18 protein-coding genes are annotated in these 23918 nt (G+C 45.8%); 17 read left to right on the forward strand and 1 reads right to left on the reverse strand.

All coding sequences use genetic code 11. The annotated features are described in order from the left end of the window. The first annotated feature begins 64 nt into the window (after positions 1–64). From MKY66_RS10495 to MKY66_RS10510, 4 genes are all read left to right on the forward strand, one after another. Positions 65–1003, forward strand: coding sequence for an aldo/keto reductase (locus tag MKY66_RS10495; protein WP_076208985.1), 939 nt, complete (start codon positions 65–67; stop codon positions 1001–1003). A 66-nt stretch (positions 1004–1069) separates the two neighbouring features. Further along, the gene (locus tag MKY66_RS10500; RefSeq protein WP_076208984.1) at positions 1070–1858 is read left to right on the forward strand and encodes a polysaccharide deacetylase family protein; all 789 of its coding nucleotides are present in this window, start codon (positions 1070–1072) and stop codon (positions 1856–1858) included. Between the two features lie 214 nt (positions 1859–2072). Next, complete coding sequence (locus MKY66_RS10505) at positions 2073–2279, forward strand: YwbE family protein (RefSeq protein WP_026081155.1); 207 nt, start codon at positions 2073–2075, stop codon at positions 2277–2279. Between the two features lie 20 nt (positions 2280–2299). Next, the gene (locus tag MKY66_RS10510; protein ID WP_076209497.1) at positions 2300–2881 is read left to right on the forward strand and encodes a DUF4269 domain-containing protein; all 582 of its coding nucleotides are present in this window, start codon (positions 2300–2302) and stop codon (positions 2879–2881) included. 221 nt (positions 2882–3102) lie between these two features. On the opposite strand, the gene MKY66_RS10515 is transcribed toward MKY66_RS10510, so the two are convergent. Further along, a complete protein-coding gene (locus MKY66_RS10515; protein WP_076208983.1) occupies positions 3103–4545 on the reverse strand; it encodes a hypothetical protein in 1443 nt (480 codons plus the stop codon). Positions 4546–4941: 396 nt separating this feature from the next. Here MKY66_RS10515 and MKY66_RS10520 point away from each other — a divergent pair, with 396 nt between their 5' ends. From MKY66_RS10520 to MKY66_RS10580, 13 genes are all read left to right on the forward strand, one after another. Next, a complete protein-coding gene (locus tag MKY66_RS10520) occupies positions 4942–6741 on the forward strand; it encodes a sensor histidine kinase (protein WP_076208982.1) in 1800 nt (599 codons plus the stop codon). After that, positions 6716–8329, forward strand: coding sequence for a helix-turn-helix domain-containing protein (locus tag MKY66_RS10525; protein ID WP_076208981.1), 1614 nt, complete (start codon positions 6716–6718; stop codon positions 8327–8329). Before MKY66_RS10520 ends, MKY66_RS10525 begins: the two co-directional genes overlap by 26 nt. 180 nt (positions 8330–8509) lie before the next feature. Beyond that, positions 8510–9496, forward strand: coding sequence for an ABC transporter permease subunit (locus MKY66_RS10530; RefSeq protein ID WP_076208980.1), 987 nt, complete (start codon positions 8510–8512; stop codon positions 9494–9496). A 17-nt stretch (positions 9497–9513) separates the two neighbouring features. After that, entirely contained in the window at positions 9514–10422 is a 909-nt protein-coding gene (locus MKY66_RS10535) for a carbohydrate ABC transporter permease (protein ID WP_017689303.1), read from the forward strand. A gap of 133 nt (positions 10423–10555) precedes the next feature. Then, entirely contained in the window at positions 10556–12085 is a 1530-nt protein-coding gene (locus tag MKY66_RS10540) for an ABC transporter substrate-binding protein (RefSeq protein ID WP_036609560.1), read from the forward strand. A 182-nt stretch (positions 12086–12267) separates the two neighbouring features. Continuing rightward, complete coding sequence (locus tag MKY66_RS10545; protein ID WP_076208979.1) at positions 12268–12966, forward strand: hypothetical protein; 699 nt, start codon at positions 12268–12270, stop codon at positions 12964–12966. A 297-nt stretch (positions 12967–13263) separates the two neighbouring features. Continuing rightward, positions 13264–15018 carry a sensor histidine kinase gene (locus tag MKY66_RS10550; protein WP_076208978.1) on the forward strand — a complete coding sequence of 585 codons (1755 nt, stop codon included), beginning with the start codon at positions 13264–13266 and terminating at the stop codon, positions 15016–15018. Positions 15019–15091: 73 nt separating this feature from the next. Beyond that, a complete protein-coding gene (locus tag MKY66_RS10555) occupies positions 15092–16720 on the forward strand; it encodes a response regulator (RefSeq protein WP_076208977.1) in 1629 nt (542 codons plus the stop codon). 123 nt (positions 16721–16843) lie between these two features. Beyond that, positions 16844–18535, forward strand: a complete 1692-nt coding sequence (locus MKY66_RS10560; protein ID WP_076208976.1) for an extracellular solute-binding protein — start codon at positions 16844–16846, stop codon at positions 18533–18535. Positions 18536–18726: 191 nt separating this feature from the next. Beyond that, positions 18727–19617, forward strand: coding sequence for an ABC transporter permease subunit (locus tag MKY66_RS10565; RefSeq protein WP_074094500.1), 891 nt, complete (start codon positions 18727–18729; stop codon positions 19615–19617). A gap of 29 nt (positions 19618–19646) precedes the next feature. After that, a complete protein-coding gene (locus MKY66_RS10570) occupies positions 19647–20525 on the forward strand; it encodes a carbohydrate ABC transporter permease (protein WP_017689296.1) in 879 nt (292 codons plus the stop codon). Between the two features lie 32 nt (positions 20526–20557). After that, positions 20558–21643, forward strand: coding sequence for an arabinogalactan endo-1,4-beta-galactosidase (locus tag MKY66_RS10575; RefSeq protein ID WP_083656916.1), 1086 nt, complete (start codon positions 20558–20560; stop codon positions 21641–21643). Positions 21644–21728: 85 nt separating this feature from the next. Further along, entirely contained in the window at positions 21729–23801 is a 2073-nt protein-coding gene (locus MKY66_RS10580) for a beta-galactosidase (RefSeq protein ID WP_076208974.1), read from the forward strand. The last annotated feature ends 117 nt before the right edge of the window (positions 23802–23918 follow it).

A 23918-nucleotide genomic window follows, 5' to 3' on the forward strand; every position in this document is an offset into this window, starting at 1 on the left:
TATGGGACAAGAAAGACGTTACAACTAAATTATACTTATTCGATCAGTGAAGGAGAGATGAGACATGGCAGAACAACAAATTCGGTTGGGCAAGACGGATCTGATCGTGAATCCCATTGGACTGGGTGCGAATGCAGTAGGCGGACATAATATCTATCCGGACATGCTGAATGATGAGACAGGTAAGGAAGTGGTTCGTACAGCTTTGAAACAAGGTATTAACTTTGTGGATACGGCGTACATCTATGGACCGGAGCATTCCGAACGACTGATCGGTGAAGTATTGAAGGAAACCGGTCAGCGTCAGAATACCATCATTGCAACCAAGGCAGCTCATAAATTAGTGGATGGCAAGATTGTCATAGATAACTCACCTGTTTTTCTGAAAACATCCGTGGATGAGGCGTTGAAACGTCTGCAAACCGATTACATTGATCTGTTCTACATCCACTTTCCGGATGAACATACGCCTAAGGATGAGGCGGTAGATGCGTTAAAACAATTGAAAGGCGCTGGCAAAATTCGTGCCATTGGTGTATCCAACTTCTCCATCGATCAGTTGCGTGAAGCCAACAAGGACGGGCATGTAGACGTACTGCAATCTGAATATAATCTGTTCAAAAGAGAAGCGGAGAAAGAGCTGTTGCCGTATACGGCTGAGCATAACATTTCTTTTGTTTCTTACTTCCCTCTGGCAGCGGGACTGCTGGGCGGGAAATATAATCGTGATACAACCTTTCAGGATGGACGTTCAAAGAACCCGCTGTTTACAGGTGAAGCTTTCATTGAAAATCTCGATAAAGTTGAACAACTGCGCAGCATAGCACAATCCAAGGATGTTGAGGTCGCTCATCTGGTTCTGGCCTGGTACCTGACTCAGCCTTCTATTGATGCATTGATTCCGGGTGCCAAGCGACCAGAGCAGGTCATTAACAATCTGCAAACATTAAATGTGGAATTAACTGCTGAGGAAATTGCAGTCGTGGATCAGATCTTTCGTTAATGAGTTCGGGTGAATCGGGAAATGCTAACAGGGAGTTTACGTATGAAGACAAAGTGAGGACACCACATGAACCTGAAGGCAGCCCGAGTCATCGGAATGTTCACGCTAATTATTTTGCTGGGTAGCAGTTCTGCCTATGCAAAGCCTGTACAGAAGAACCGTCAGTATTATGAAGAACGAGGAGAGATTGTGTGGGAAGTTCCCACACAGGATAAACTCATCGCCCTTACCTTTGATGATGGGCCAGATCCGATTCAGACTCCGCAGATCCTGGCTTTGTTACAGCAGTATCATGCTAAAGGAACTTTTTTTGTACTTGGCAAATGGGCAGATAAATTTCCTGAACTGATTAAGCAGGAACAGCTCGAAGGGCATGAAATCGCCAACCATACGTATGCGCACACGTATGCAGTTCGATCAACTAGTGCGGACAAGTACATGAAGGATATGAACGAAGCGGAAAGTTCCATTATTAAAGCTGGCGCGGAGCGTCCCCTGTTATTCAGACCACCGGGCGGCTACTACAATGACATGGTCATCCAGGCTGCCAAACAAAAAGGGTATACCATTGTACTCTGGTCTTGGCATCAGGATACACGGGACTGGGCTTCTCCAGGTGTATCGGCTATCGTTAACAAAGTGTTGAAGAACGCACGTAATGGGGATATTGTACTTTTTCACGATAAGGTGGAAGGCAAGTCGCATACGGTAGCAGCACTCAAAACGATCCTGCCGAAGTTACAGCAGCAGGGGTACCAATTCGTTACGGTGTCTGAGCTACTTGCTGTAAAGGCACGCGAAGCTACGAAGGATGGAACTTCGCCTTCGTCTATTTTGAAGCATGTGCAGCCCTGAACATGACCAATCCAATTAGAAACCGCAGGTCTCAGATGAAGAGACCTGCGGTTTCTTTATCTTGATCTTCATATCAACCGTGGAACCAGCCTTAGGGGGTTATTGCCGTGTCCCTTTTGTTTTGAAACCAAAACGTCTACAATAGATGGAGCTTTGTGTTTAAGGGTATATAGTATAAATGGTATGAATCACGACATAGAGGAGAGTGAACATAATGAATGGACAACAACGTGTAAATATTAAGCCAGGTCTGGAAGTGGACATTGTGCTGAAGCAGGATCAAGCTACTGGTAAGCTGACACGTGGCATTGTGAAGGATCTGTTAACCAAGTCACCTACGCATCCACACGGAATCAAAGTACGACTGACAAGCGGTCAAGTGGGACGTGTGAAACAGGTCATTACAGGAGGCTCGAACTAACTGTGGCCCAAGGCGGGGAGATGAGTACTACCCCAGAAGTAATGGCACATCTGGCTTCGGGTAATGCACGTCAGCAGGACGCCTATCATGTGTTACAGAGCAGTGGCTTGCTTTATATATTAGCTGACTATTACCCATATCCAGCAGGAACGGTGCCAATTGATATTGATATACCTGGCAGTGATCTGGATCTGCTGTGTTATGCAGAGGATCTGGACGTGTTTGAAGCCGAGATACACAATCGAATCGGAGCCGTTGCTGAATTTCAATGTGTACGTGGTGGGGATCTTCCAGACCAACGTCCTTATGTGACTTGTAATTTGCAAGTGGGACATTGGCCTGTGGAGATTTTTGCCCAATCCGTGCCAGTTTACAGGCAGAATGCATACCTACATATGATCGTAGAGTGGAGATTGTTGCAACTGTGGGGAGACGCGGGACATCGTGAGATCCGCAGTCTGAAACAGGCAGGGTGGAAGACGGAGCCTGCTTTTGCTTCTGTACTTGGACTACAGGGAGATCCATATGTGGACATGCTGCACCTGGCCGAGATGAAACGTGAAGATCTCTGGAACTGGGCACGTTCACGCACGTCTTTTTAAAATGTCTATTTGAGATGAACTAATCATTTACACGATAACGGAGAGGACAGAAAAAACCTGAAAAAGCGAAGCGTTCGCCTAAAAGCTTTCTGAAAGAAAGCTGCATCGGAAGCATACGCTATTACCGGATTTTCCCTTGAGAAAGGGATCAAAAAAATCTGGGAATAACAGCGATTGGAAGGTGTTTCTGTCATCGTAGTGTCAGTGTAAATAACTTTTGGTCAGATCAAAAAAATGGCCACAATCGTCGTTACCGCGAGTCCCAGCAGCACAGGCTTCAGGTTGCGTCTTGCAAGTTCAAAAGGATTGACTCCGCAGATTGCAGCAGCAGGAATCAATGCCCATGGAATCAAGGTTCCGCCACCTACCCATATGGCTGCAACCTGACCGAGTGCTGTCAGTACAGGTGCGGAATCTGCCGATCCTGCAAACATGGACGCAATCGAGCCAACCAGGGATATCCCCGAGAACCCCGAACCATCCATTCCTGTGACCGCTCCGGTCACCGTCATTGTAATGGCTCCCACCGTATCATTCAATGGCACCAGTCCAGCAAGTGCGACCCCAAGATCATTCACAATCCCGTGTGAACCTTCAGGAAGAGGGTTGATGAACAACTCCGTAATCGCAGCATCTCCCAGATAAAAAAATGCGGCTATGGGAATAACCGGTCCAAACACCTTGAAACCAAACTGAAATCCTTCTATTAAATAATTGGTCGTTTCCTCTGGTCCCGCATGTCGATGTGCGGCAAGGGTAACGGCGATCAGTATAACGACAGCAGTTCCGCCAATCAGAGCTGTTGCGTCACCACCTTGCAACTTCAATACAAACATCAGAATCACATCAACTGCAAATAACAGAGGGATAAGCAGAGCGAACGCCTTTTGCACACGGGCTGACATGACTTGAGGTTGTACAGGCTGATCAGTGGGTAGGGAGGTGGACACAGCCTCTGATGAGGAAGAAGGTTCCGTGCCCACGGTACCTGATATAACGTTTGGGGAATGAACAGGCGAGCCTGATTTCATCTCTTTGCGTAGCATCCAGAAGGCTGTAAGTGTAGATATGGTGCCCATGACAATGACCAGAGGTATGCTGGCCGTCATGACGGAAGTAACCGGTATACCGGCTGCATCAGCTGTAAGTTTGGGAGCCCCCTGAATAATGTAATCTCCCGACAGCGCAATCCCATGTCCGAACAGATTCATGGCAATGGCAGCTCCAATCGGAGGAAGACCTACACGCACGGCTACAGGAAGCAGTACTGCACCGACGAGTGCTACGGCTGGGGATGGCCAGAAAAATAGCGATACTACCATCATGATCAATCCGATACCCCAATACGCGACCTGAGGGGAACGGATAAACCGGGTGACGGGTGTTACCATGACCTCATTAATGCCGGTTCTGATTAGAACACGGCTCATTGCCACAATAATCGAGATGATGAAGATCGTACTTAACAATTCTTTTGTTGCATAGATAAAACTGCTGAAGATCCCAGCAACTGACCCGCTTAAGGTTTCGGTTGCCAGAAGTCCAATGGTCATAATACCCGCGACACAGATGATGGTGGTGTCCCTGCGCCGGATCATTACGGCGATGATCAAGACGATAAATGCCAGATAGACATAGTGTAACGCAGTGAGTTGAATATTCATCGAACAGGCCTCCCTACATCCTGGTGACTAACCCGAGGAGTGATATATCGTATGCATGTCAAGATCGGGCGTTCGTGGAGTCCGGGGTTTGCCGCAGCATTTATTTTAGGGAGAAGCTTCTGAGCTATAAATGAAGGATTTATTTTACAACTGGAGAATTTATTACAACATGAAGCTTGTTACTCTTGAAATTGGAGCGGATGAAAGTCACCAGAATTGATATGTGAAGGTCACGGGACCCCATAGACAATGGCAAGCAGGGGTGATTACAATAAACATGCCATCATAAGGAAGAAAATAGAAAAACTATGTTGAAATAAAGTGTGTGTTCAAAAAGTCTGGTTCAGTACAGCGGACTTTTTGAACTACCTCTAAAAGGGCGGGAATCCATAATCCATGAGCTTTATCCGTTCACTTCGTTTTAAATTTATAGTGGGCCTTACATTGATCATGCTGCCATTATTCATGCTGCTTTATTACAACAACGTCTACGCCATGAAAGTTGTACGTGACAAAGTATCCCTCACCAATATGAATCATCTCGCCAAGAGTGTGGAGCAGAATGAACGTGTATTACAGGAGACGAATCGGTATTTATATAGTCTGGGCGAGCGGGACCCGGATATTATCTCTCTGTTTTTTCTGAAATACGGCAGCGGTGATTATATCATTGCAAAGCAACGAATTATGAACAAATTCATGACAGATATCGGTTTTTATAATCTAATCGATTCTTTTTTTCTATATGATGCCGTGAATGATGATCTGCTGCTCGCCACTTCAGGCAATTATGATGTCAAAAAGTCGGTTGTGCAGGAGAGTATGCCAGTCCAGATGCAGCAATTGGAAGGGGATATTCAGAAGCCGGAATGGAGCATCGTGCGTGGCGGGACGTGGAATGCGCTGGTGAAAACAGTGCGAATCAACCAGCAGTTCTATGCAGGTGCACTTGTCGATATGAATGCACTGAATCATACACAACAATTCACTGAATCCGGAGATCGGGGAGGCGCGGTCATTGTTGGAACCGACGGTGGGGCATTATCGGATTCCACATTGAATACTGCACAGATTCAGCTGGCTGCAGCGCATCTTCCGGGCCTGGAAAATCCGTATCAGGTTATCTCTGAAGTTGTGAACAAGGGAGAAGCGCCTCAATATTTGATGTTGGGTATTGCCTCGGCTATGTCCCAGATGAATTATATCGTGCTGCTGCCTGAGGAAGACATGATGCGTAACCTCCCGTTTTTCCAGCAGATCATTCGTCTCCTTCCCATTGGTGCGGCAGTAATTCTGGTTACTGCACTGATCTTTTTGCGGCATCTGTTATTCCGCCCGATGAATGCATTAATCCGAGGCATGAAAAGGGTGAGCCGTGGAGATCTCGATGTGAAGCTGGAACCGCCATCTTCTTCGGAACTTGAATTTATGACACGAAGTTTCAATCAAATGACCAGTGAGATCAGGCATCTAAAAATTGATGTGTATGAGGAACAGTTGCGGACGCGGGAGGCAGAGTTCAAACAACTGCAGATGCAGATCAATCCTCACTTTTACCTGAATTCACTCAATATTATTCATAGTCTGGCTTCCTTGCAAAAACATGAATTGGTGCAGCAGATGGCTGGTCATCTGGCCGATTATTTTCGATTCAGTCTGCGTGCAGGCAAACGTGTTATTCGTCTGGATGAAGAGCTCGAGCACATTCGTCATTACTTAGAAATTCAAAAGCTGAGGTTTCCAAGCAGATTTGATTTTGAACTGGATGTTGAACCGAATCTGGGACATTATGTGATTCCGCCATTAACCATTCAGCCTTTTGTGGAGAATGCCATTATTCATGGATTTCAGCGCCGGACACAAGCCTTTGTCATTCGGATCGTGGCGCGCCTCGGTGAGAAGTCGTCCGGTCAGGTCGATGGGACGGTGCTTCAACTGATGATTGTGGACAATGGTGTCGGATTTGAAGAGGAATTGTTGGGGCGTCTGCAACATGGACAATACGCTGAAGACCCGAATGGACAACATATCGGGATATGGAACGTGGCTCATCGGCTTTTAGTGAAGTATGGTGATCAAGCCAGTTTGCAGTTTGGCAATGAGGTGGATCATGGCGCCAAAGTCATCATTGATTTACCCGCTCAGACCGAAGAGGAAGAAGGGGGAGCCTATGCGGAACCTGTTGATCGTGGATGATGAAGTGTATGCATTACAAGCAATGGTGGAAGGAGTCGATTGGCAAGCAGCAGGCATTGACCAGGTATACAGTGCTGGTGATGCCGAAGAGGCAAGAAAGATTTTAAAGGCAAATGCTATTGATATCATGATCTGTGATATCGAGATGCCTGGTGAAACAGGGCTTGACCTGCAAAGTTGGGTGTTGAAACATGATCCAGGCATACTGACCATTTTCCTGACAGGCCATGCTTTATTCGATTATGCTCAGACAGCCATTAAGCTAAACAGCTTTGATTATGTGTTGAAGCCGGCTCCAGCGGATCAATTGATTAAGGTAGTAACCCAGGCGGTGGAGAAGATCAAGGATGGGGAGCAGCGTACCCGTACCAACGAAGTTTATGAGACCGTATACAAACGCTGGAAAACCCATAAACCGTTGCTGACAGAACGCTTCTGGAAAGATGCCATCTCTCAGCGTATCACGTTAACCGAACAACGGTTGCAAGAGCTCGCAGAACTGTATGGTGCCGAGATAGATCCGCATGCTCGTGTGTTACCCATTGTGATATCGGTAGAGGAATGGGTGCGTGATTTTGATTTGCGTGACGAAGAGGTATTGGAATATGCCCTTCGTAATGCAGCCAAAGAGATGCTGCTTGGCGACAAGCCCGGTGAGGTGTTTCAGGATCAAAGTGGATTAAATATTGTGCTTGCTTATGAGCAAGATGGCATCATTCCGAGTGCGAGCGAAGTGGCACAACGTTGTCAGGGATATATTCAGGAATGTGGTACGTATTTCTACTGTCGGTTGTCCTGTTATGTTGGTGCCCCGGTTGCTGTGACTGAGCTGCAAGGCATGTTAAATGAACTGATGGATATGGAGCGGCGCAATATTAAGGAGCTTGAAGAAGTATTTGTCTATGATGAGCGGGGAAGAGATCAGGAAGATCGCTTTTTGCCTATTCCATGGTTTTCGGAATTATCTATTCTTTTTGAGACGGGTAAAGTAGGAGATTTGCGAGAACGTGTGGATGAGATTTTTGAGTTGCTTGCTGCCCAAGAGGGTTTATCTCCTGAAATGTTACATCTCTACTATCATGCCATGCTGCATGTGGTCTATCCGCTGCTTCATCAGAAAAACGTGTCAATACGCAGTCTGTATCCGGGTGAACGGGAGCCGGAAGAGAGTATGGTGACAAGGTCGTTGCCGCAGTTGAAGCAGTGGACGGCTGATCTGATTGATCGTGTTATCCCGGTGTTGTACCCGGACGATCATAGCCCTATGACCATTGTGGATCAGTTGTGCGTTTATATTGAAACTCATATTGGTGAAGAACTTATGCGAGAGGAACTTGCAGCTTTTGCCGGATTCAATCCCGCTTATCTATCACGTCTGTTTCGGAAAGAGAAGGGGATGTCCCTATCTGAGTTTATCCTGCAGGGCAGAGTAGCCAAAGCGAAGACATTGTTGTCCCAGTCCACCGTCAAAGTGACGGATATCGCTGGCAAGGTGGGGTACTACAATTACTCGCATTTCACCAAAATGTTCAAAAAGTGCACGGGTATAACGCCACAGGAGTTTCGAAAACAGTCACGTACCGTATAGTTCAGGGCGCAGCATGCTGCGTCTTTTGTTTTTTTTGGAACTAAAGTCATAATTTGATAAGTCAACAGGTCACCACAGCAGATAGAGGTCTCATTCGCCCCGCCGTATACTTGAACCACAGGAGCCGCAACGGAGCTTCATCCTGAGGAAGAATTCAAGAGGAGTGAGGGAGAACAAGTTATGAAGACACAACCCCAGGCGGGTAAGGGAGTACGAATATCGGAAATACCGGGAGAAACAGTCCGAAAGCGCAAGTCGGTGTGGCACAATCTTGGCAAATTCAAGGTGCTGTATCTCATGTTCTTGCCAGGGGTCCTGTTTCTGCTGGTGAACAACTATATGCCGATGTTCGGCGTTCTGATCGCATTCAAAAATGTAAACTATGCTGATGGTATTTGGGGTAGCCCATGGAGTGGATGGGACAATTTCAAATATTTGTTCTCAACCAGTGATGCATGGGAAATTACCCGAAATACACTCGCGTATAACACGGTGTTCATTGCACTGAATCTCTTTGTAGGTGTCGGGCTTGCTATTCTGCTCAATGAAGTGAAAAACAAGGCAATGTCCAAGTTATATCAATCACTTATGTTATTACCGTATTTCCTGTCCATGATTGTGGTCAGTTATCTGGTACTGGCTTTCCTGGGCAAGGATTCAGGCTTCATGAACTCAACGATTCTGCAGATGTTCGGCGGTCAGCCGATCGACTGGTATTCAGAGCCGAAGTATTGGCCGTATATTTTGCCACTGGTGAACACATGGAAAAATATTGGTTATTATGCGGTCATCTATCTGGCAGCTGTCGTGGGTATCGATGAAGAATATTATGAAGCAGCTGTGCTTGATGGAGCAACCAAATGGCATCAGATACGCTTCATTACCATTCCGTTTCTCGTCCCATTAATCGTCATTATGACGTTATTGCAAATTGGCCGTATATTCTATGCAGACTTCAGTCTGTTCTACCAGGTTCCACTGGAATCAGGAGCGCTGTTCCCTGTAACGAATGTACTGGATACCTACGTATATCGTACGTTCCTTATCGGTGGAGATATCGGGATGTCATCAGCAGCTGGTCTATACCAAGCAATCGTTGGATTTGTGCTGGTTCTTGTATCCAATACCATCGTAAGGCGAATAGATAAAGATAATGCATTATTTTGAGAGGAGGCAAGTCAGCTGTGAAATCACGTGATCCACTAGCCGTATCGAAGCGTTCCGCATCCGTTATTCATGCGATGTTTCTATTCTATGCCATTGCCTGTATCGTGCCGATCCTGCTTGTCTTCGCCATCTCATTTTCGGACGAGACAACAGTAATTGCCAATGGATATAAGCTTATTCCAGAGAAATTCAGCCTGACGGCTTATGAGTTTCTGTTCAGAGATATGGATCAGATCATTCACTCGTATGGTATATCCTTTATTGTTACCGTTGTAGGTACCATTACAAGTGTTGCGTTGACCGCATTGTATGCGTATCCGCTCTCACGGAGAGATCTGCCTTACCGGGGCTGGTTCGCCTTTTTCATCTTCTTCACAATGTTGTTCAATGGGGGTCTGGTACCTTGGTACCTGGTCTATGTCAACGTATTGGATCTGAAAAACTCCCTACTGGCACTCATTATGCCGCTACTGCTATCCCCATTCTTTGTACTGGTCATGCGTACATTCTTCGCGAACTCCATTCCGGTGTCCATTCTGGAATCGGCTCGGATTGATGGTGCGGGAGAATTGAGAACGTTTGCACGTATCGTGCTTCCGCTCTCTCTTCCCGTAATGGCAACCGTCGCGTTGTTCAGTACATTGAATTACTGGAATGACTGGTACCTTAGCATGATTTTTATATCAGATAACCGGACGATCAGCCTTCAGTATCTTATGTACCGGACGCTGCTCGATATTCAATATTTAACAACCAACTCCAACGTCTCTTCACAGATTTCGTCGCAGGGTGGATTGCTGAATCTGCCTAACAAAACTCTGCAAATGGCGATGGCTGTGGTCGGTATTGGTCCAATTGTACTGGCATATCCGTTCTTCCAGCGTTATTTCATCAAAGGTCTTACGGTTGGCGCTGTGAAGGGATAACTCTGAACCGGTTAGCGGAGTGGGCAAGGTAAATGAAGATGGACTGAAAGGGCATATACAGAAGTAGTTATCGGTTTATTTGTGAATTGGGGAATTCGGTTGAATGTTTCAACACATGACAGGAGGGGTTCAATTGGTTAGATCATTAAAGGTATGGTCACGCATGATGGCAACGGTTATGGCGCTGAGCCTGGTGCTGGCAGCTTGCTCATCAGACAAGGGTGGAACAACAACACCTGGTGCAGAAGGCGGAGGAGCAAGTGAAGGTGGGGGCAAACCCTATGAAGTGACACTGTTCTACCCAGGGACACCACAGAAGGATGTCGCTCTGGTAGAAGCCGAGATTAACAAAAAGATGGAACCAAAGATCGGAGCCACGCTTAAGATCAATGCGATTGACTGGGGACAGTGGGATAACAAGCTGAATCTCATGATTTCCTCAGGTGAAAAATCAGACATTATCTTCACAGCAGCTTGGCAGAACTACACGGTGAATGTAGCTAAAGGCGCATTCTTGCCCTTGAATGATCTGCTTGATGCACATGGTCAGGATATCAAGAAAAACCTGGACCCTGCCTTTCTGGAAGGTTCCCAGGTGGACGGCGTGAATTACGGCGTTCCTACGAATAAGGAACTCGCGGCCACACGTGGTGTGCTGGTACGTAAAGATCTGGCTGACAAGTATAAGCTGGACCTGACAGCTGTAAAGACATGGGCTGATCTGGAGCCACTTCTCAAAACAATCAAGGAAAACGAGCCAGCCATCACACCATTCTATATGTCCAATACCAATGGTAACGGGCTGTTAGAGAATCTGGATTGGGATTATCTCGGTGATGCTTCCGTACCTGGAGTCATCTCCAAAACAGCAGGCGGAACAACGGTGCTGAATGAAGTGGAGACCCCAGAATTCAAAGAAGCGGCTGAACTCGCTCGCAAGTGGTATCAAGCGGGATATATCAACAGTGATGCTGCTACGTCCAATGTGTTCCCGAAAGACCAGGCGAAGGCTGGAAAAGCGTTTCTCTGGACAGATGGCATGAAGCCAGGCAAGGATAAAGAAGAAGAAGGGTATGTGGGTTTCCCACTCACTCAGATTGAGATGACACAGCCGACAATCACGACGGGTGATGCATCTGGAGCGATGCTCGCGATCTCCCGTTCTTCAGAGCAACCGGAGAAAGCAATGCAGGTCATTAACCTGCTGCATTCCGACAAGGAAATTAACAACTTGTTGAACTTCGGAATTGAAGGTACACATTATGTGAAAAAAGACGGACAGGATAATATCATTGCTCTCCCTGATGGCGTAGATGCCAACAGTCGTACCTACAATCCAGGTGCACAATGGCAACTGGGTAACCAATTCCTGAACTTCCTCTGGGATAATGAAGATCCACAGAAATGGGAGAAGTTCAAAGAGTTTAACGCCAAAGGTGTGAAGTCGCCAGCACTGGGCTTTACGTTCAACAGCCAATCTGTCAAAAATGAAATTGCGGCGGTCAACAACGTGAACAAACAGTTCAAGCCGGGTATGACATCGGGCGCCGTTGATCCAAATGAGATGATTCCGAAATATCTGGAGAAATTGAAAGCAGCGGGAATTGATAAAATTATTGCAGCCAAACAGGAACAACTTGATGCATTCTTGTCTAAGCAATAAATGATCGTCAGCCATGACAGAGAGACCTGTGTTATTACAAGCTCTTGTCAGCGGTGAAAATGGAGGACGTTTTCGGTGAACAGCCGAAGACGTTCTTTTTATTGTTGTTTTTTGGATTTGGATTGTTAATCATAAATAGGAAAAATATGATACAATAAGGTGGTTGATTAGGGGGTGTTCGTGTGTCGAGAATCAGACTTGTGTTCTCAGGGGCTTTATTGCTATTTGCTATCATCTTTACATTTAACCATCATCTTGGTTTTTCTGTTGGAGATACCATGCTGTCAGCAATAGGTATATCACCGTATACTACGTCTTATTTAAGTGGTGTACATATCACACTTTTCCTGGGGATGGGGATCTTCGCTTGCGGCTTCTACCTTACACGCAAAGAAATCGGGAAATCATTCCCCGGTCTTGCAAAAGGGTTATGGATCGTAGTTATCGCTATCATTCTCAGTTATTCGTACATGACGGATAAATTCATGTATATAGCCAAGTGGGGAGCTACAGGCATTAATGCGGTATCCTATGTACAGAATGCAAGTTCTTGTACCTTTAACGTGCTGAAAACGGGTGAGACCCGAGCCACCTGTGACCTTACACTCAAAAATTACGGCAGAGATTCCGTATCCGCCGTGTTAATGCCTGATCTCGCACGAAGTTATAAGTTTAAGGACGATCCACTGTTGGAAGCCTTGCAGTCTGTCCAGTTAAGGCCGGTACATGTTGAGATTGAACCCCATGGAACGTTTACAGGCAAGTTGGAGTTTTACGGGAAAGCGGAATCCCCTCTGTTCGTCAATGGAAAACTTATGGATATTGTGCTGGATGTAGGCGTGGATGGAGCGAATACGGTATTTGATTATGATATTCCATAGTTGATATTTTTATAGTAAAAAAGAATAATTACATAAACAGAAGTGGAATAAGGTTTGAGTAGAATAAAAAGATCAAAGGCATATACTGAAATTAGAGAGAGCTGGCTAATCGCTGGCTCTTTTTGTGCGTGGAAGTTGCAATTAGTGCAGAAATGTTGGTTTTATCTCCTTCCCCCTTGAATTGGTAACGCTTACGCTAGATAATGAATCGGTTTGTCTCAAAAAAATAGTTTGTCTTTAGCGCTTACATCAATACAATTAATGTCACGACAAATTTAGACAAGGTGAGATGAAAAGATGTCATATCGGACAAACCTGTTTTCCAAAATGGTCATTCTTATTCTGATTATGCTGATTCCTGTAGTGCTTTTGTACTGGTACTCCAATCACAAAACAACAGCTGTTCTCAGAGATGAGTTGAATCGATCAAATAGTAACCAGCTTGAATTTTTCCAAAATCAAGTGAACACACACATCGAACTGTTATCCTCATGGCCGAATCTGCTCATACATGATCCTGATATTGGCAGCTTCCGGCGAATCTATGCGGACAGTAACTACTTTGATCTGGATGCGATCAACCTGGTCAAACGTATTCAGAATAAGCTGAGTATTCAGGAAAGTTCATCCAATTGGGCTACAAAGTTATATCTGTATTCTCCTTCGCTGGGAAGGGTGGTTTCCGAAAGGGACGCACGTTCTTACGATAAAGAAGCGCTAAGGGAAAATATCATTTCCGGCTGGGATGTACGCAAAATTCAGGATGGGGAAGATGATCGGTTCATGTTTAGCTGGATTACGGTATCTCCATACGGTATTAAGGACCCAGCTAATCATGCGGAAACGATTATTAAACTGGAGTTTGATAGTGATAACATTCGGGATATGCTGGACAAATTCAAGGACGATGGCAGGCATGACCCCTTCTATTTCCGTGAAGAATCGGGGGTTATCTATAATCGGACTTCAGATCGTTCATTAACGAATCAGTTGATGGAAGAACTGTCCGCCCACAAACTTCAGGACGTTGATAATCGTACAGTAGTGATCGGGGACGAGCCTTACATGGTTAACACCGTGAAATCCAGTACAACAGGCTGGTATTTGGTGGACTACATGCCGCTATCAGATATTCTGAAGCCCATTCATCAATCGAATATGCTGTTCTATTCTTCCATGATTTGTTTGTTGTTAATGAGTTTTGGTGTGGCGTATTTGTTCTATGTTCAGGTACAGGTACCAGTGAAACAACTCATTCGCGGGTTCCAGCGGTTGAAGCAGGAAGATTATTCAGTGAGGATTAAGCCAAAAGGCCGCAATGAATTCAGTTTCCTGTCCGAACGTTTCAACTTGATGGTGGAGCAGATCCAGCAGTTATTTGAACACGTTTATCTGGAACAGATTCATGTGCGTGAAGCCCGGTTGAAGCAGCTGCAATCGCAGATTAACCCGCACTTTTTCTATAATTGTTTCTCCTTCATTACAAGTATGGCGAAGCTCAAGCGTATGGACGCTGTTGTAGCGATGTCGCATAATCTATCGCGATATTATCGGTATACGACTAGACAGGAGCGGGATGTGGTACCGTTGACAGAAGAGATTGAATTTGTCAGCTGTTATCTGGAGATCCAACGGATGCGTATGGACCGCATTCACTACAAGATTGATCTGTCCGATGAGATGTTAAGACAGGAGGTTCCTCCACTCATCGTGCAACCACTGGTGGAGAATGCGGTGATTCACGGTATAGAAGCGGACGCGGAAGCCGGAGAAATAAGAGTATCCGGGGAAAAACAGGACGGTGTCATGGTTCTTGTGGTAGAAGATGATGGGCAAGGCATGACGCAGGAGGCACGTGAGGCGCTTCTGAGTAAGCTCAGGGGAACGATGGATCAGGAGATGGGCTGTGGCCTGTGGAATGTGAATCAGAGACTCCAGCTTCGATATGGGGAGCAGGCTGGGCTGGATGTAACGGAATCGGAACTTGGTGGATTACGCGTTACGCTGTCTTGGCCTGCCGAGCAGGAGTTTCTTCTGGAGAATGAAGGATAAGCACCTGGAATATGTAATGCATGATGAACGATGGAATCCATTTGCAGAATGAACGAAATAGGGAGTGAATCACTTGATTGATATATTGCTGGTAGATGATGAGACATACGTAACAGAAAGTCTGGAACTTACGATCCCCTGGGGAGAGCTTGGAGTAACGACCGTGCTGCGTGCCGCATCTGGTAAAGAAGCGTTGGAGATTATGGAGGAAAATGCAGTAGACATCGTAGTTACCGATATTCGCATGCCTGGCATGTCCGGACTGGATCTCATTGCAGAGGTAAGCAAGCGCTGGTCTCATATCCGCTGTATTTTACTAACGGGTCACAGTGATTTTGATTATGCTAAAAAAGCTATTCAATTGCAGGCAGCGGATTATATCCTGAAACCCGTAAACGATGATGAGTTTATGGGATCGGTGTCGGCAGCTATCACGTCTCTTCGCGATGAGTGGGATGAATTCGATAAATATCACCGGCTGTTATACAGTCGGAAATCTGACTATAAAATTTTGCGGGAAAATCTCATGCATGATCTGCTGCTGGGGCGTGAGATCACGGCGCGGGCACTTCGGGAACAACTGCAACAATATGAGATTCATATCGATCCAGAACAATCGGCTGTGATGATGCTGATTCGCCTTACAGGACGTTTCTCATCAATGGACCAGCAGTCTCTGGATCTGATGGATTTTGCGGTAGGTAATATTGCAGAGGAAGTACTTGGAGAGCAATTTAACGTGTGGTTTGGTCGCGGACCCCATGAGTGTCTGGTTATGTTCTTGCAGAATCAAGATCAGATCGAAGCTCCGCAGATGGACTTGGAGACGTTGAGAATCTCAGCTGAAACTTTCCGTGAGCATGTCATTCGATATTTACAGGGAGATCTGTCCATGGTAGTTACACCGTCATTTCCCTTTAATGAGTTGACAGCAGCTTATCGGAAAAGTCTGGGTTCGCTTGTCCTTTCAGGACCGGAAGAACACAAGATTATATATATGGACATGGATCAGGCGCTCAGCAAAAGACCGGAGAATGATGCGACGCAGGCGCTCGAAGAGCTGTACAAACCACCTGTACTTCCGCAATTGCTCGAGACCAAGCAATGGGAAGCGGCAGCGCGTAAGCTGAACACGGTCTTTGACGCGGCAGAACAGGTACGATTGTCCAGAGAACATGTGTATGAGATGTATCTGTCGGTAACTAATGCATTTATGTATATCGCCCATAAACAGGGGCATCTGGTGCATGAGATTGATCATGCGGGATTCGATCTGCTCCTTGCTCATCAGTTGATTCAATCCCCCGAGAAGCTACGGCGTTGGGCTACCGAGATGCTGGCGAAGCTTCAGGAAGAGTTGTCCGATCAGGAAGGTGTGCAGAGCCGTAGGCATGTAATCAAGCAGGTTCAGGAGCTGGTGACAAGAGATACAGGACAGGATCTGTCGGTGAAGATGATTGCGGACAAGGTATATTTACACCCTGTATATCTATCGAAAATTTACAAGGCAGAGACTGGGGAAGGTCTTGGGGACTACATGATTCGTATGCGCATGGAACGTGCTCTATATCTGCTTAAGAATAGTAACAAAAAAATATACGAGATTACGAGTGAACTTGGTTATCAAAATCCGCAATATTTCAGCAAAATGTTCAAAAAACATTATGGTATGACACCAAATGAATTTCGGGATCAGGCATAATTACAACAACATTCCAGAATATAGGTTGGCAAAGGTGCAGAAATCTTGATTTCGTATCATAGGCTCAAAGGCCTGGTCAGCCTATAATGAAAGGGTAACCAAAACGATTTAAGGGGGAACAACATGAGAGCGCAATCAACAAAAAAGAGATTCTTGACGCTTCTCGCTACAACGCTGAGTCTAACTGTCGTTCTTGCAGGATGTTCAGGCGGCAGTGGGGGCGGAGATAGTGCAACACCAAGTACATCTGGAACCCAAAACGAATACAAAGAAAAGTATGATCCGGAAGTAACCATTACAACAGCATGGGGAATCGATCCTGAGCTGAAGTTTAAAAATGGCGAATCCATGGAAAATAACGTTGCAACCAAGTGGGCCAAGGAAAAATTCGGGATTAATGTCAGCGCGCTCTGGTCAGTAACAGACACAAACAGTGCGTTTGCAACCAAACTTCGTCTGGCTATGTCCTCTGGACAGGAAATGCCAGATATCGTGACGATTGGTAGTGCGGACAATCTCGTTGCTCAAGACTTGATCGACTCTGGCATGTACGAAGAAGTCGGTCCACTGTTCGACAAATATGCTTCAGACACATGGAAAAAAGCGATGGAGCAAGATCCTAACGTTTGGAACCAATATAGTCGTGATGGCAAAAGAATGGGTATTCCTGTTCTGGACTACGCATACAACAATGATTACTTGCTCTGGATTCGCCAGGATTGGCTGGACAAGTTGAATCTAAAAGCACCAAAAACAATCGATGAGCTGGAAACCGTTATGGAAGCCTTCAAAAACAATAACCCGGACGGCTTGGCTCCTGAAAAAGTCACTCCGCTCAGCGTTGGTTTCAAAACATCCATGAACACATGGATGGGAGATGTATCCTGGATCTTTGGTGCATATGGCACCTTACCTCAACAATGGAATCTGGCAACTGATGGAAAGCTCGAGTATGGCTCCATTAATCCAGGCATGAAGCAAGGTCTGACCAAATTGAGCGAATGGCTCAAAAAAGGATATATCCCGCAGGAAGCAGCTCTATGGGATGAGAACAAAACAGCAGAGCCAGCAGTTGCAGGAACTGCCGGTATTATTCCAGGACCTTACTGGATGAGTGGGTGGCCACTCCTCGATACAGTGAAAAATGTACCGAGTGCGGTATGGAAACCGATTGAAATTCCTACCGGTCCTGAAGGAAAAGCGATGCGTCACGGAACACAGTTCGTTAATGGTGTTACGTTGATCAAAAAAGATATGGCACACCCAGAAGCATTCTTTACGTACCAGAACTACCTGTTCGACAATTATGCAGACCCGGCACCAGGTAGCCCTTATGATAACGGTCTGTTTGCAGGTTATGACTACCAATTGGATGCAAATGGAAAACAAATGCCGATTGACGAGATTGAAGGCGGATACGTGAACGTTGTACGTTATTTGCTTGTTCGCGACGGTGCTCGTATTCCAGATGCCCAGATGAAAGCACTTCTGAACTTAGCGGATGGCAAAGAGCCTGAAACGAAGCTTGAGAAAGATGTTGCTGTCAATTACGGTAAAGAAACTCCAGCAGCAGCCAAAGTGTTACTGAGCCAAGAAGAAATTTCCTTTAAAAACATGTTCACAGGTCCAACAACACAGACGATGAAATCCAAGCTGGACTATCTGAACAAAATCGAGAATCAAGCATTTAACGAAATTATCTATGGCAAAAATCCGGCGGATGCGTTTGATACCTTTGTACAAACGTGGAAATCGGGTGGCGGTGATCAAATCACGCAAGAGGTTAACGAATGGTATGACAGTGTGAAAAAATAGTTACAAGCAGCGCTCAGACGACTAACGTCTGGGCGCTTTTTTTTTGTTTATTCAAGCTAAGGCAAAGTGGTTGAATTTGTGCCATTTATATTGCTTTTATGTGCTGTTTGGACCCCGTAAAAGGTTGATATAATCGCATTATAAGCCACTCAGGGAGTACTTGAGTAGGAAGAAATACAGGGGGAGCAATCATGAGAACTTTGAAACGCACTTGGCCATTCCACGTTATGCTGTTGCCAGCCATTATCTTTCTGATCATCTTCAGTTATGTGCCTATGGGCGGGATCATTATGGCATTCCAGAACTACAAGCCATGGCTTGGGATTAGCGGTTCTGAATGGGTTGGGCTGGACAACTTTAGATATCTGTTTGAACGTGAAGACAGCTTACAGGTCATCTGGAACACATTGATTATTGCTGTACTTAAACTGATTTTTAATTTATTTGTCCCATTTGTTTTTGCCATTCTTTTGAATGAGGTTCGCAAGATGGCTATACAGCGAACGATTCAAACACTTGTCTATTTACCTCACTTCTTGTCCTGGGTCATTCTGGGCGGGATTTTGATAGATCTGTTGTCAACAGGCGGCTTAGTTAACCGGGTTCTGGGAACCTTTGGACTCGGGCCATATTTCTTTCTAGGAGACAACAGTTGGTTCCGATCTACGGTCATTCTGACAGATGTGTGGAAAGAATTTGGCTATAACATGATTGTCTTTCTGGCTGCCCTTGCCGGAATTAATCCAGCATTGTACGAAGCAGCGGAAATTGACGGAGCAGGACGCTGGAAACAGACACTGCACATTACAATCCCTTCGCTTGTGCCGATGCTGATGGTTGTAGGAACACTGGCACTTGGTAACGTACTGAATGCCGGATTTGACCAGATATTCAACTTGTATAACCCGCTCGTATATCAAACGGGTGACATCATTGATACATTCGTATATCGTTCCGCAATGCAGAATGGTGAGATGGGCTTTGCAACCGCGATCGGATTGTTCAAATCGGTCATTAGTATGATCTTGATTCTTGTATCGTACAGCTTAGCCAAAAAATACGCTGGATATCGCATATTCTAAATGAATGAACAGAGAAAGAAGGGACCACGATGTATCATAAATCATTGCCTTATCGCGTGTTTAATATAGTCAATACCTGCTTTCTGATTTTGATCGCCATTATGTGTATCATACCGATGGTTCATGTACTGGCTGTATCCTTTAGTACGAAGGCAGCTGCCGACGCCAATCTGGTCAATCTCTGGCCCGTAGGATTTTCACTTGAGGCTTACAAAAAAACGATGAACAATCCAATTTTCTTGAACTCGCTCTGGATTTCACTTCTACGTACAGTGATTGGTACAGCTATTACCTTGCTGATTACGTTCCTGGCAGCGTATCCGTTGTCCAAAGAGAATAGTGAATTCAAAGGCAGAACGATCTACTCCTGGATTTTTGTATTCAGTATGATTTTCAACGGGGGACTGGTGCCGTTCTACATGGTTATCCAGAAGATCGGGTTGATGGATTCCTTCTGGGTACTGGTACTCCCAGGAGCAGTTAACACATTCCTTGTCATTCTGATGCTGAACTTCTTCCGCGGTATTCCAAAAGAGCTGGAGGAAGCGGCGCTCATGGATGGAGCTAACCATTTCAGAACATTGTTCAGGATCTTCCTTCCCATCTCGATGCCGTCCATTGCAACAATTGCATTGTTCAGTATGGTGTTCCACTGGAATTCCTGGTTTGATGGGTTGCTCTACATGAATAACGCCAAGGATTACCCACTTGCTACATTTATGCAAACGGTCATTATTGGACGTGATATGAGTAGCATGAGCATGAATCCAAAAGAAATGGAAGCTCTCTCTCAAACGACGGTAAGGGCTGCTCAGATCTTCATCGGAAGTGCACCGATCTTGATTGTGTATCCTTTCCTGCAACGTTTCTTTGTTAAAGGTATGACGTTGGGCTCAGTTAAAGGCTGAGCCTGTACCCCAAATTAATGGAGGTTGATACAGTGAGCAACTTGACGGAAAAGACATTCATTCTGGGAATGGATGTGTCCTTTATGGATGAAATCGAACAGCATGGCGGGAGTTATAGTGATGTGGATGGCAAGGAACAAGACTTGCTGTCCATCCTGAAGATTAATGACGCTAACGCGATACGACTTCGAATCTGGAATGATCCTGTTGGTGGATTCTGCAATCTGGAACGGACGGTGGAGATAGCCAAACGGATCAAGGAACAGGGATTGAAATTTTTGCTTGATTTCCATTATTCTGATCGCTGGGCTGATCCCGCCAATCAATGGAAGCCGAAAGCATGGGAGAATCTGTCTTATGAAGAACTTCAACGTGCGGTATGCATGTATACGGCTGACGTTCTGAGAACGTTGAAGGAACACGATGCGCTTCCGGACATGGTGCAGGTGGGCAACGAGATTACACCAGGCATGTTATGGAATGAGGGACGTGTTGGTGGAGAAGAGCATGATACGGATGAACAGTGGGAGCGTTTTGCAGGCCTTGTGAAGTACGGAATTGCTGCGGTCAAATCCGTTGACGCGGATATTCAGATTATGATACATATTGATCGTGGTGGAGATAACGCCGAGAGCCGCAAGTTTTACGATCGATTTGAAGCACTGGGTGTGGAGTTCGATATCATTGGTCTCTCGTATTATCCTTGGTGGCATGGCACACTTGATGCGTTACGTGACAATCTGCATGATCTGGCTGAGCGTTATGGCAAACCGATCAATGTAGTTGAAACCGCTTATCCATGGACGCTGGAGCAGCCGGAAGGCATTGAATGGATTTTGAATCAGGAAGATATGTTGTTACCGGGATACCCTGCAAGTGTAGAGGGACAGACCAAATATCTGAAGGATCTATTGCAGATTATTCGCGAAGTTCCTGGTGGTTTGGGGCACGGATTCTATTATTGGGAACCTGCCTGGATACCAAGTAAAGAAGAATGGTCCGTCGGTCATCCGAATAACTGGGGCAACCTCACCATGTTTGATTTTAAAGGTCGCAAGTTGGAATCGTTTACAGCACTCGCTACTGTTGAAGAATCAGATGTTGTGACATACGTGTAATCTAGCGTAATACGTATCTTTTGTGAAGTCGTTGTTAACGTATATAAACTAAAAAAACAGTAATTAATGCAAGGGAGTTGTCCTTATGACATACAAATTTCCACCTGTAAGTTCCAAAGCCCCGCACATGTTGCATGGCGCAGACTATAACCCGGAGCAATGGCTCCGCTATCCTGAAGTTCTGGAAGAAGATATTCGCTTGATGAAGCTTGCCAAGTGTAACGTGATGTCCATTGGTATCTTCTCATGGGTATCCCTTGAGCCAGAAGAGGGCGTATACACGTTTGAATGGCTGGATCAGGTGTTGGATCGTTTTGCAGCAAACGGTATCTATGCATTCCTCGCTACACCAAGTGGTGCCAGACCTGCCTGGATGTCCGCGAAGTACCCGGAAGTGCTCCGCGTATCCGAGAAGCGTGTCCGCAATCTGCATGGTTTCCGTCACAACCATTGTTATACTTCCCCGGTATACCGTGAGAAGGTTACTGCGATCAACACAAAACTGGCAGAACGTTATTCGGATCATCCGGCTGTAATTGGCTGGCATATCTCGAACGAGTTCGGCGGAGACTGTCATTGTGATTATTGTCAGGAAGCATTCCGTGGTTGGGTTCAGAAGAAGTATAAAACACTCGATGAACTGAATCATTCGTGGTGGACCACATTCTGGAGCCATACGGTTACAGACTGGAGTCAAGTGGAATCTCCGGCTCCACACGGTGAGACACAGGTACACGCAATGAATCTGGATTGGCGCCGTTTTGTTACGGATCAGACAGCTGATTTTATCGTGCATGAAACAAAACCATTGAAAGCTCAGAATCCTGATCTGCCAGTCACAACCAACCTGATGGAATTCTATGGGGGTCTGAACTATTGGAAGTTCGCCGATATTCTGGATTTCCTCTCTTGGGACAGTTATCCGACTTGGCATGATGCAGATGACGACGCGAAACAGGCATCCCGGATCGCCATGATGCATGATATCGTTCGTTCCATCAAAGGCGGTCGGCCGTTCTTGCTGATGGAGAGTACTCCAAGTTCTACGAATTGGCAAGATGTCAGCAAGTTGAAAAAACCTGGCATGCATCTGCTCTCTTCTCTCCAGGCTGTGGCACACGGTTCCGATAGTGTACAGTACTTCCAGTGGAGAAAAAGCCGGGGGTCCAGTGAGAAACTTCATGGTGCGGTGGTAGACCACGTAGGAACGGAACACACTCGAGTGTTCCAAGATGTCACCGACGTAGGAACGGCTCTTGAAGGCATGGAAGCTATTGTAGGAACAGCGGTTCCGGCAGAAGTTGCAATCATATTTGATTGGGAAAACCGCTGGGCCGTTAATGATTCCCAGGGTCCGCGTAATATCGGTGTGAAGTATGAGCAGACGGTGGAAGAGCATTATGAAGCGTTTTGGAAAAAGGGAGTCGCTGTAGACGTTATTGATATGGATGCAGATCTGTCCAAGTATAAGTTGCTGATTGCGCCAATGCTCTATCTGGTACGTGAAGGTGTTGGGGAACGCATTGAGAAGTTTGTAGAACAAGGTGGTACGTTTGTAGCAACTTACTGGTCTGGTATTGTTAACGAAAACGATCTGTGTTTCCTGGGTGGATTCCCGGGCCCACTTCGTAAGACACTTGGCATCTGGTCCGAGGAAATTGACGGATTGCATGACCGTGATCTGAACGGAATCATTCCGGAGAAGGGCAATGAGCTTCACCTCAATACAGCGTATGATGCAATTGAACTGTGTGATCTGATTCATCTGGAAGGCGCGAAGTCACTGGCTACGTACCGTTCTGACTTTTATGCCGGACGTCCGGCATTGACGGTTAACCAGTTGGGTTCAGGAAAAGCATATTACGTAGCGACACGTCTGAAAGCGCCATTCTATGATGATTTCTATGCGAAACTAATCGCTGACCTGAACATTGAGCGTGGACTTGAAACCGAGCTGCCTGCCGGAACAACGGCACATACACGTACAGATGGTACAGCAGATTATGTGTTTGTACAGAACTACACACCAGATGAGAAGCTGGTTGAACTAGATGGACAGTCCTATACCGATCTGCTCAGTGGTGATGCTGTGGAAGCAAGTCTCAGCTTGAAGCCATATGACATTTGTGTTCTGCGCAGACCGGCTGCCCGGAAATAATGTAGATTCTGTATGTTACTAAATAAATGAAGTTAGTATTAAGAAGAGATTGCCCTGAACGCCTGAATTGGTGTTCAGGGCATCTTTTTTATTTTATGCATTTGGCTGTTGAACGAC

Source organism: Paenibacillus sp. FSL R5-0766 (genome assembly GCF_037971845.1).
Taxonomy (GTDB): Bacteria; Bacillota; Bacilli; order Paenibacillales; family Paenibacillaceae; genus Paenibacillus.

Excerpts from the sequence above, each read along its gene's own strand:
- MKY66_RS10560 (WP_076208976.1), top strand. The coding sequence starts at position 16,844 with ATGAGAGCGCAATCAACAAAAAAGAGATTCTTGACGCTTCTCGCTACA.
- MKY66_RS10505 (WP_026081155.1), top strand. The coding sequence starts at position 2,073 with ATGAATGGACAACAACGTGTAAATATTAAGCCAGGTCTGGAAGTGGAC.
- MKY66_RS10510 (WP_076209497.1), top strand. The coding sequence starts at position 2,300 with ATGAGTACTACCCCAGAAGTAATGGCACATCTGGCTTCGGGTAATGCA.
- MKY66_RS10565 (WP_074094500.1), top strand. The coding sequence starts at position 18,727 with ATGAGAACTTTGAAACGCACTTGGCCATTCCACGTTATGCTGTTGCCA.
- MKY66_RS10520 (WP_076208982.1), top strand. The coding sequence starts at position 4,942 with ATGAGCTTTATCCGTTCACTTCGTTTTAAATTTATAGTGGGCCTTACA.
- MKY66_RS10580 (WP_076208974.1), top strand. The coding sequence starts at position 21,729 with ATGACATACAAATTTCCACCTGTAAGTTCCAAAGCCCCGCACATGTTG.
- MKY66_RS10525 (WP_076208981.1), top strand. The coding sequence starts at position 6,716 with ATGCGGAACCTGTTGATCGTGGATGATGAAGTGTATGCATTACAAGCA.
- MKY66_RS10550 (WP_076208978.1), top strand. The coding sequence starts at position 13,264 with ATGTCATATCGGACAAACCTGTTTTCCAAAATGGTCATTCTTATTCTG.
- MKY66_RS10500 (WP_076208984.1), top strand. The coding sequence starts at position 1,070 with ATGAACCTGAAGGCAGCCCGAGTCATCGGAATGTTCACGCTAATTATT.
- MKY66_RS10530 (WP_076208980.1), top strand. The coding sequence starts at position 8,510 with ATGAAGACACAACCCCAGGCGGGTAAGGGAGTACGAATATCGGAAATA.
- MKY66_RS10570 (WP_017689296.1), top strand. The coding sequence starts at position 19,647 with ATGTATCATAAATCATTGCCTTATCGCGTGTTTAATATAGTCAATACC.
- MKY66_RS10495 (WP_076208985.1), top strand. The coding sequence starts at position 65 with ATGGCAGAACAACAAATTCGGTTGGGCAAGACGGATCTGATCGTGAAT.
- MKY66_RS10515 (WP_076208983.1), bottom strand. The coding sequence starts at position 4,545 with ATGAATATTCAACTCACTGCGTTACACTATGTCTATCTGGCATTTATC.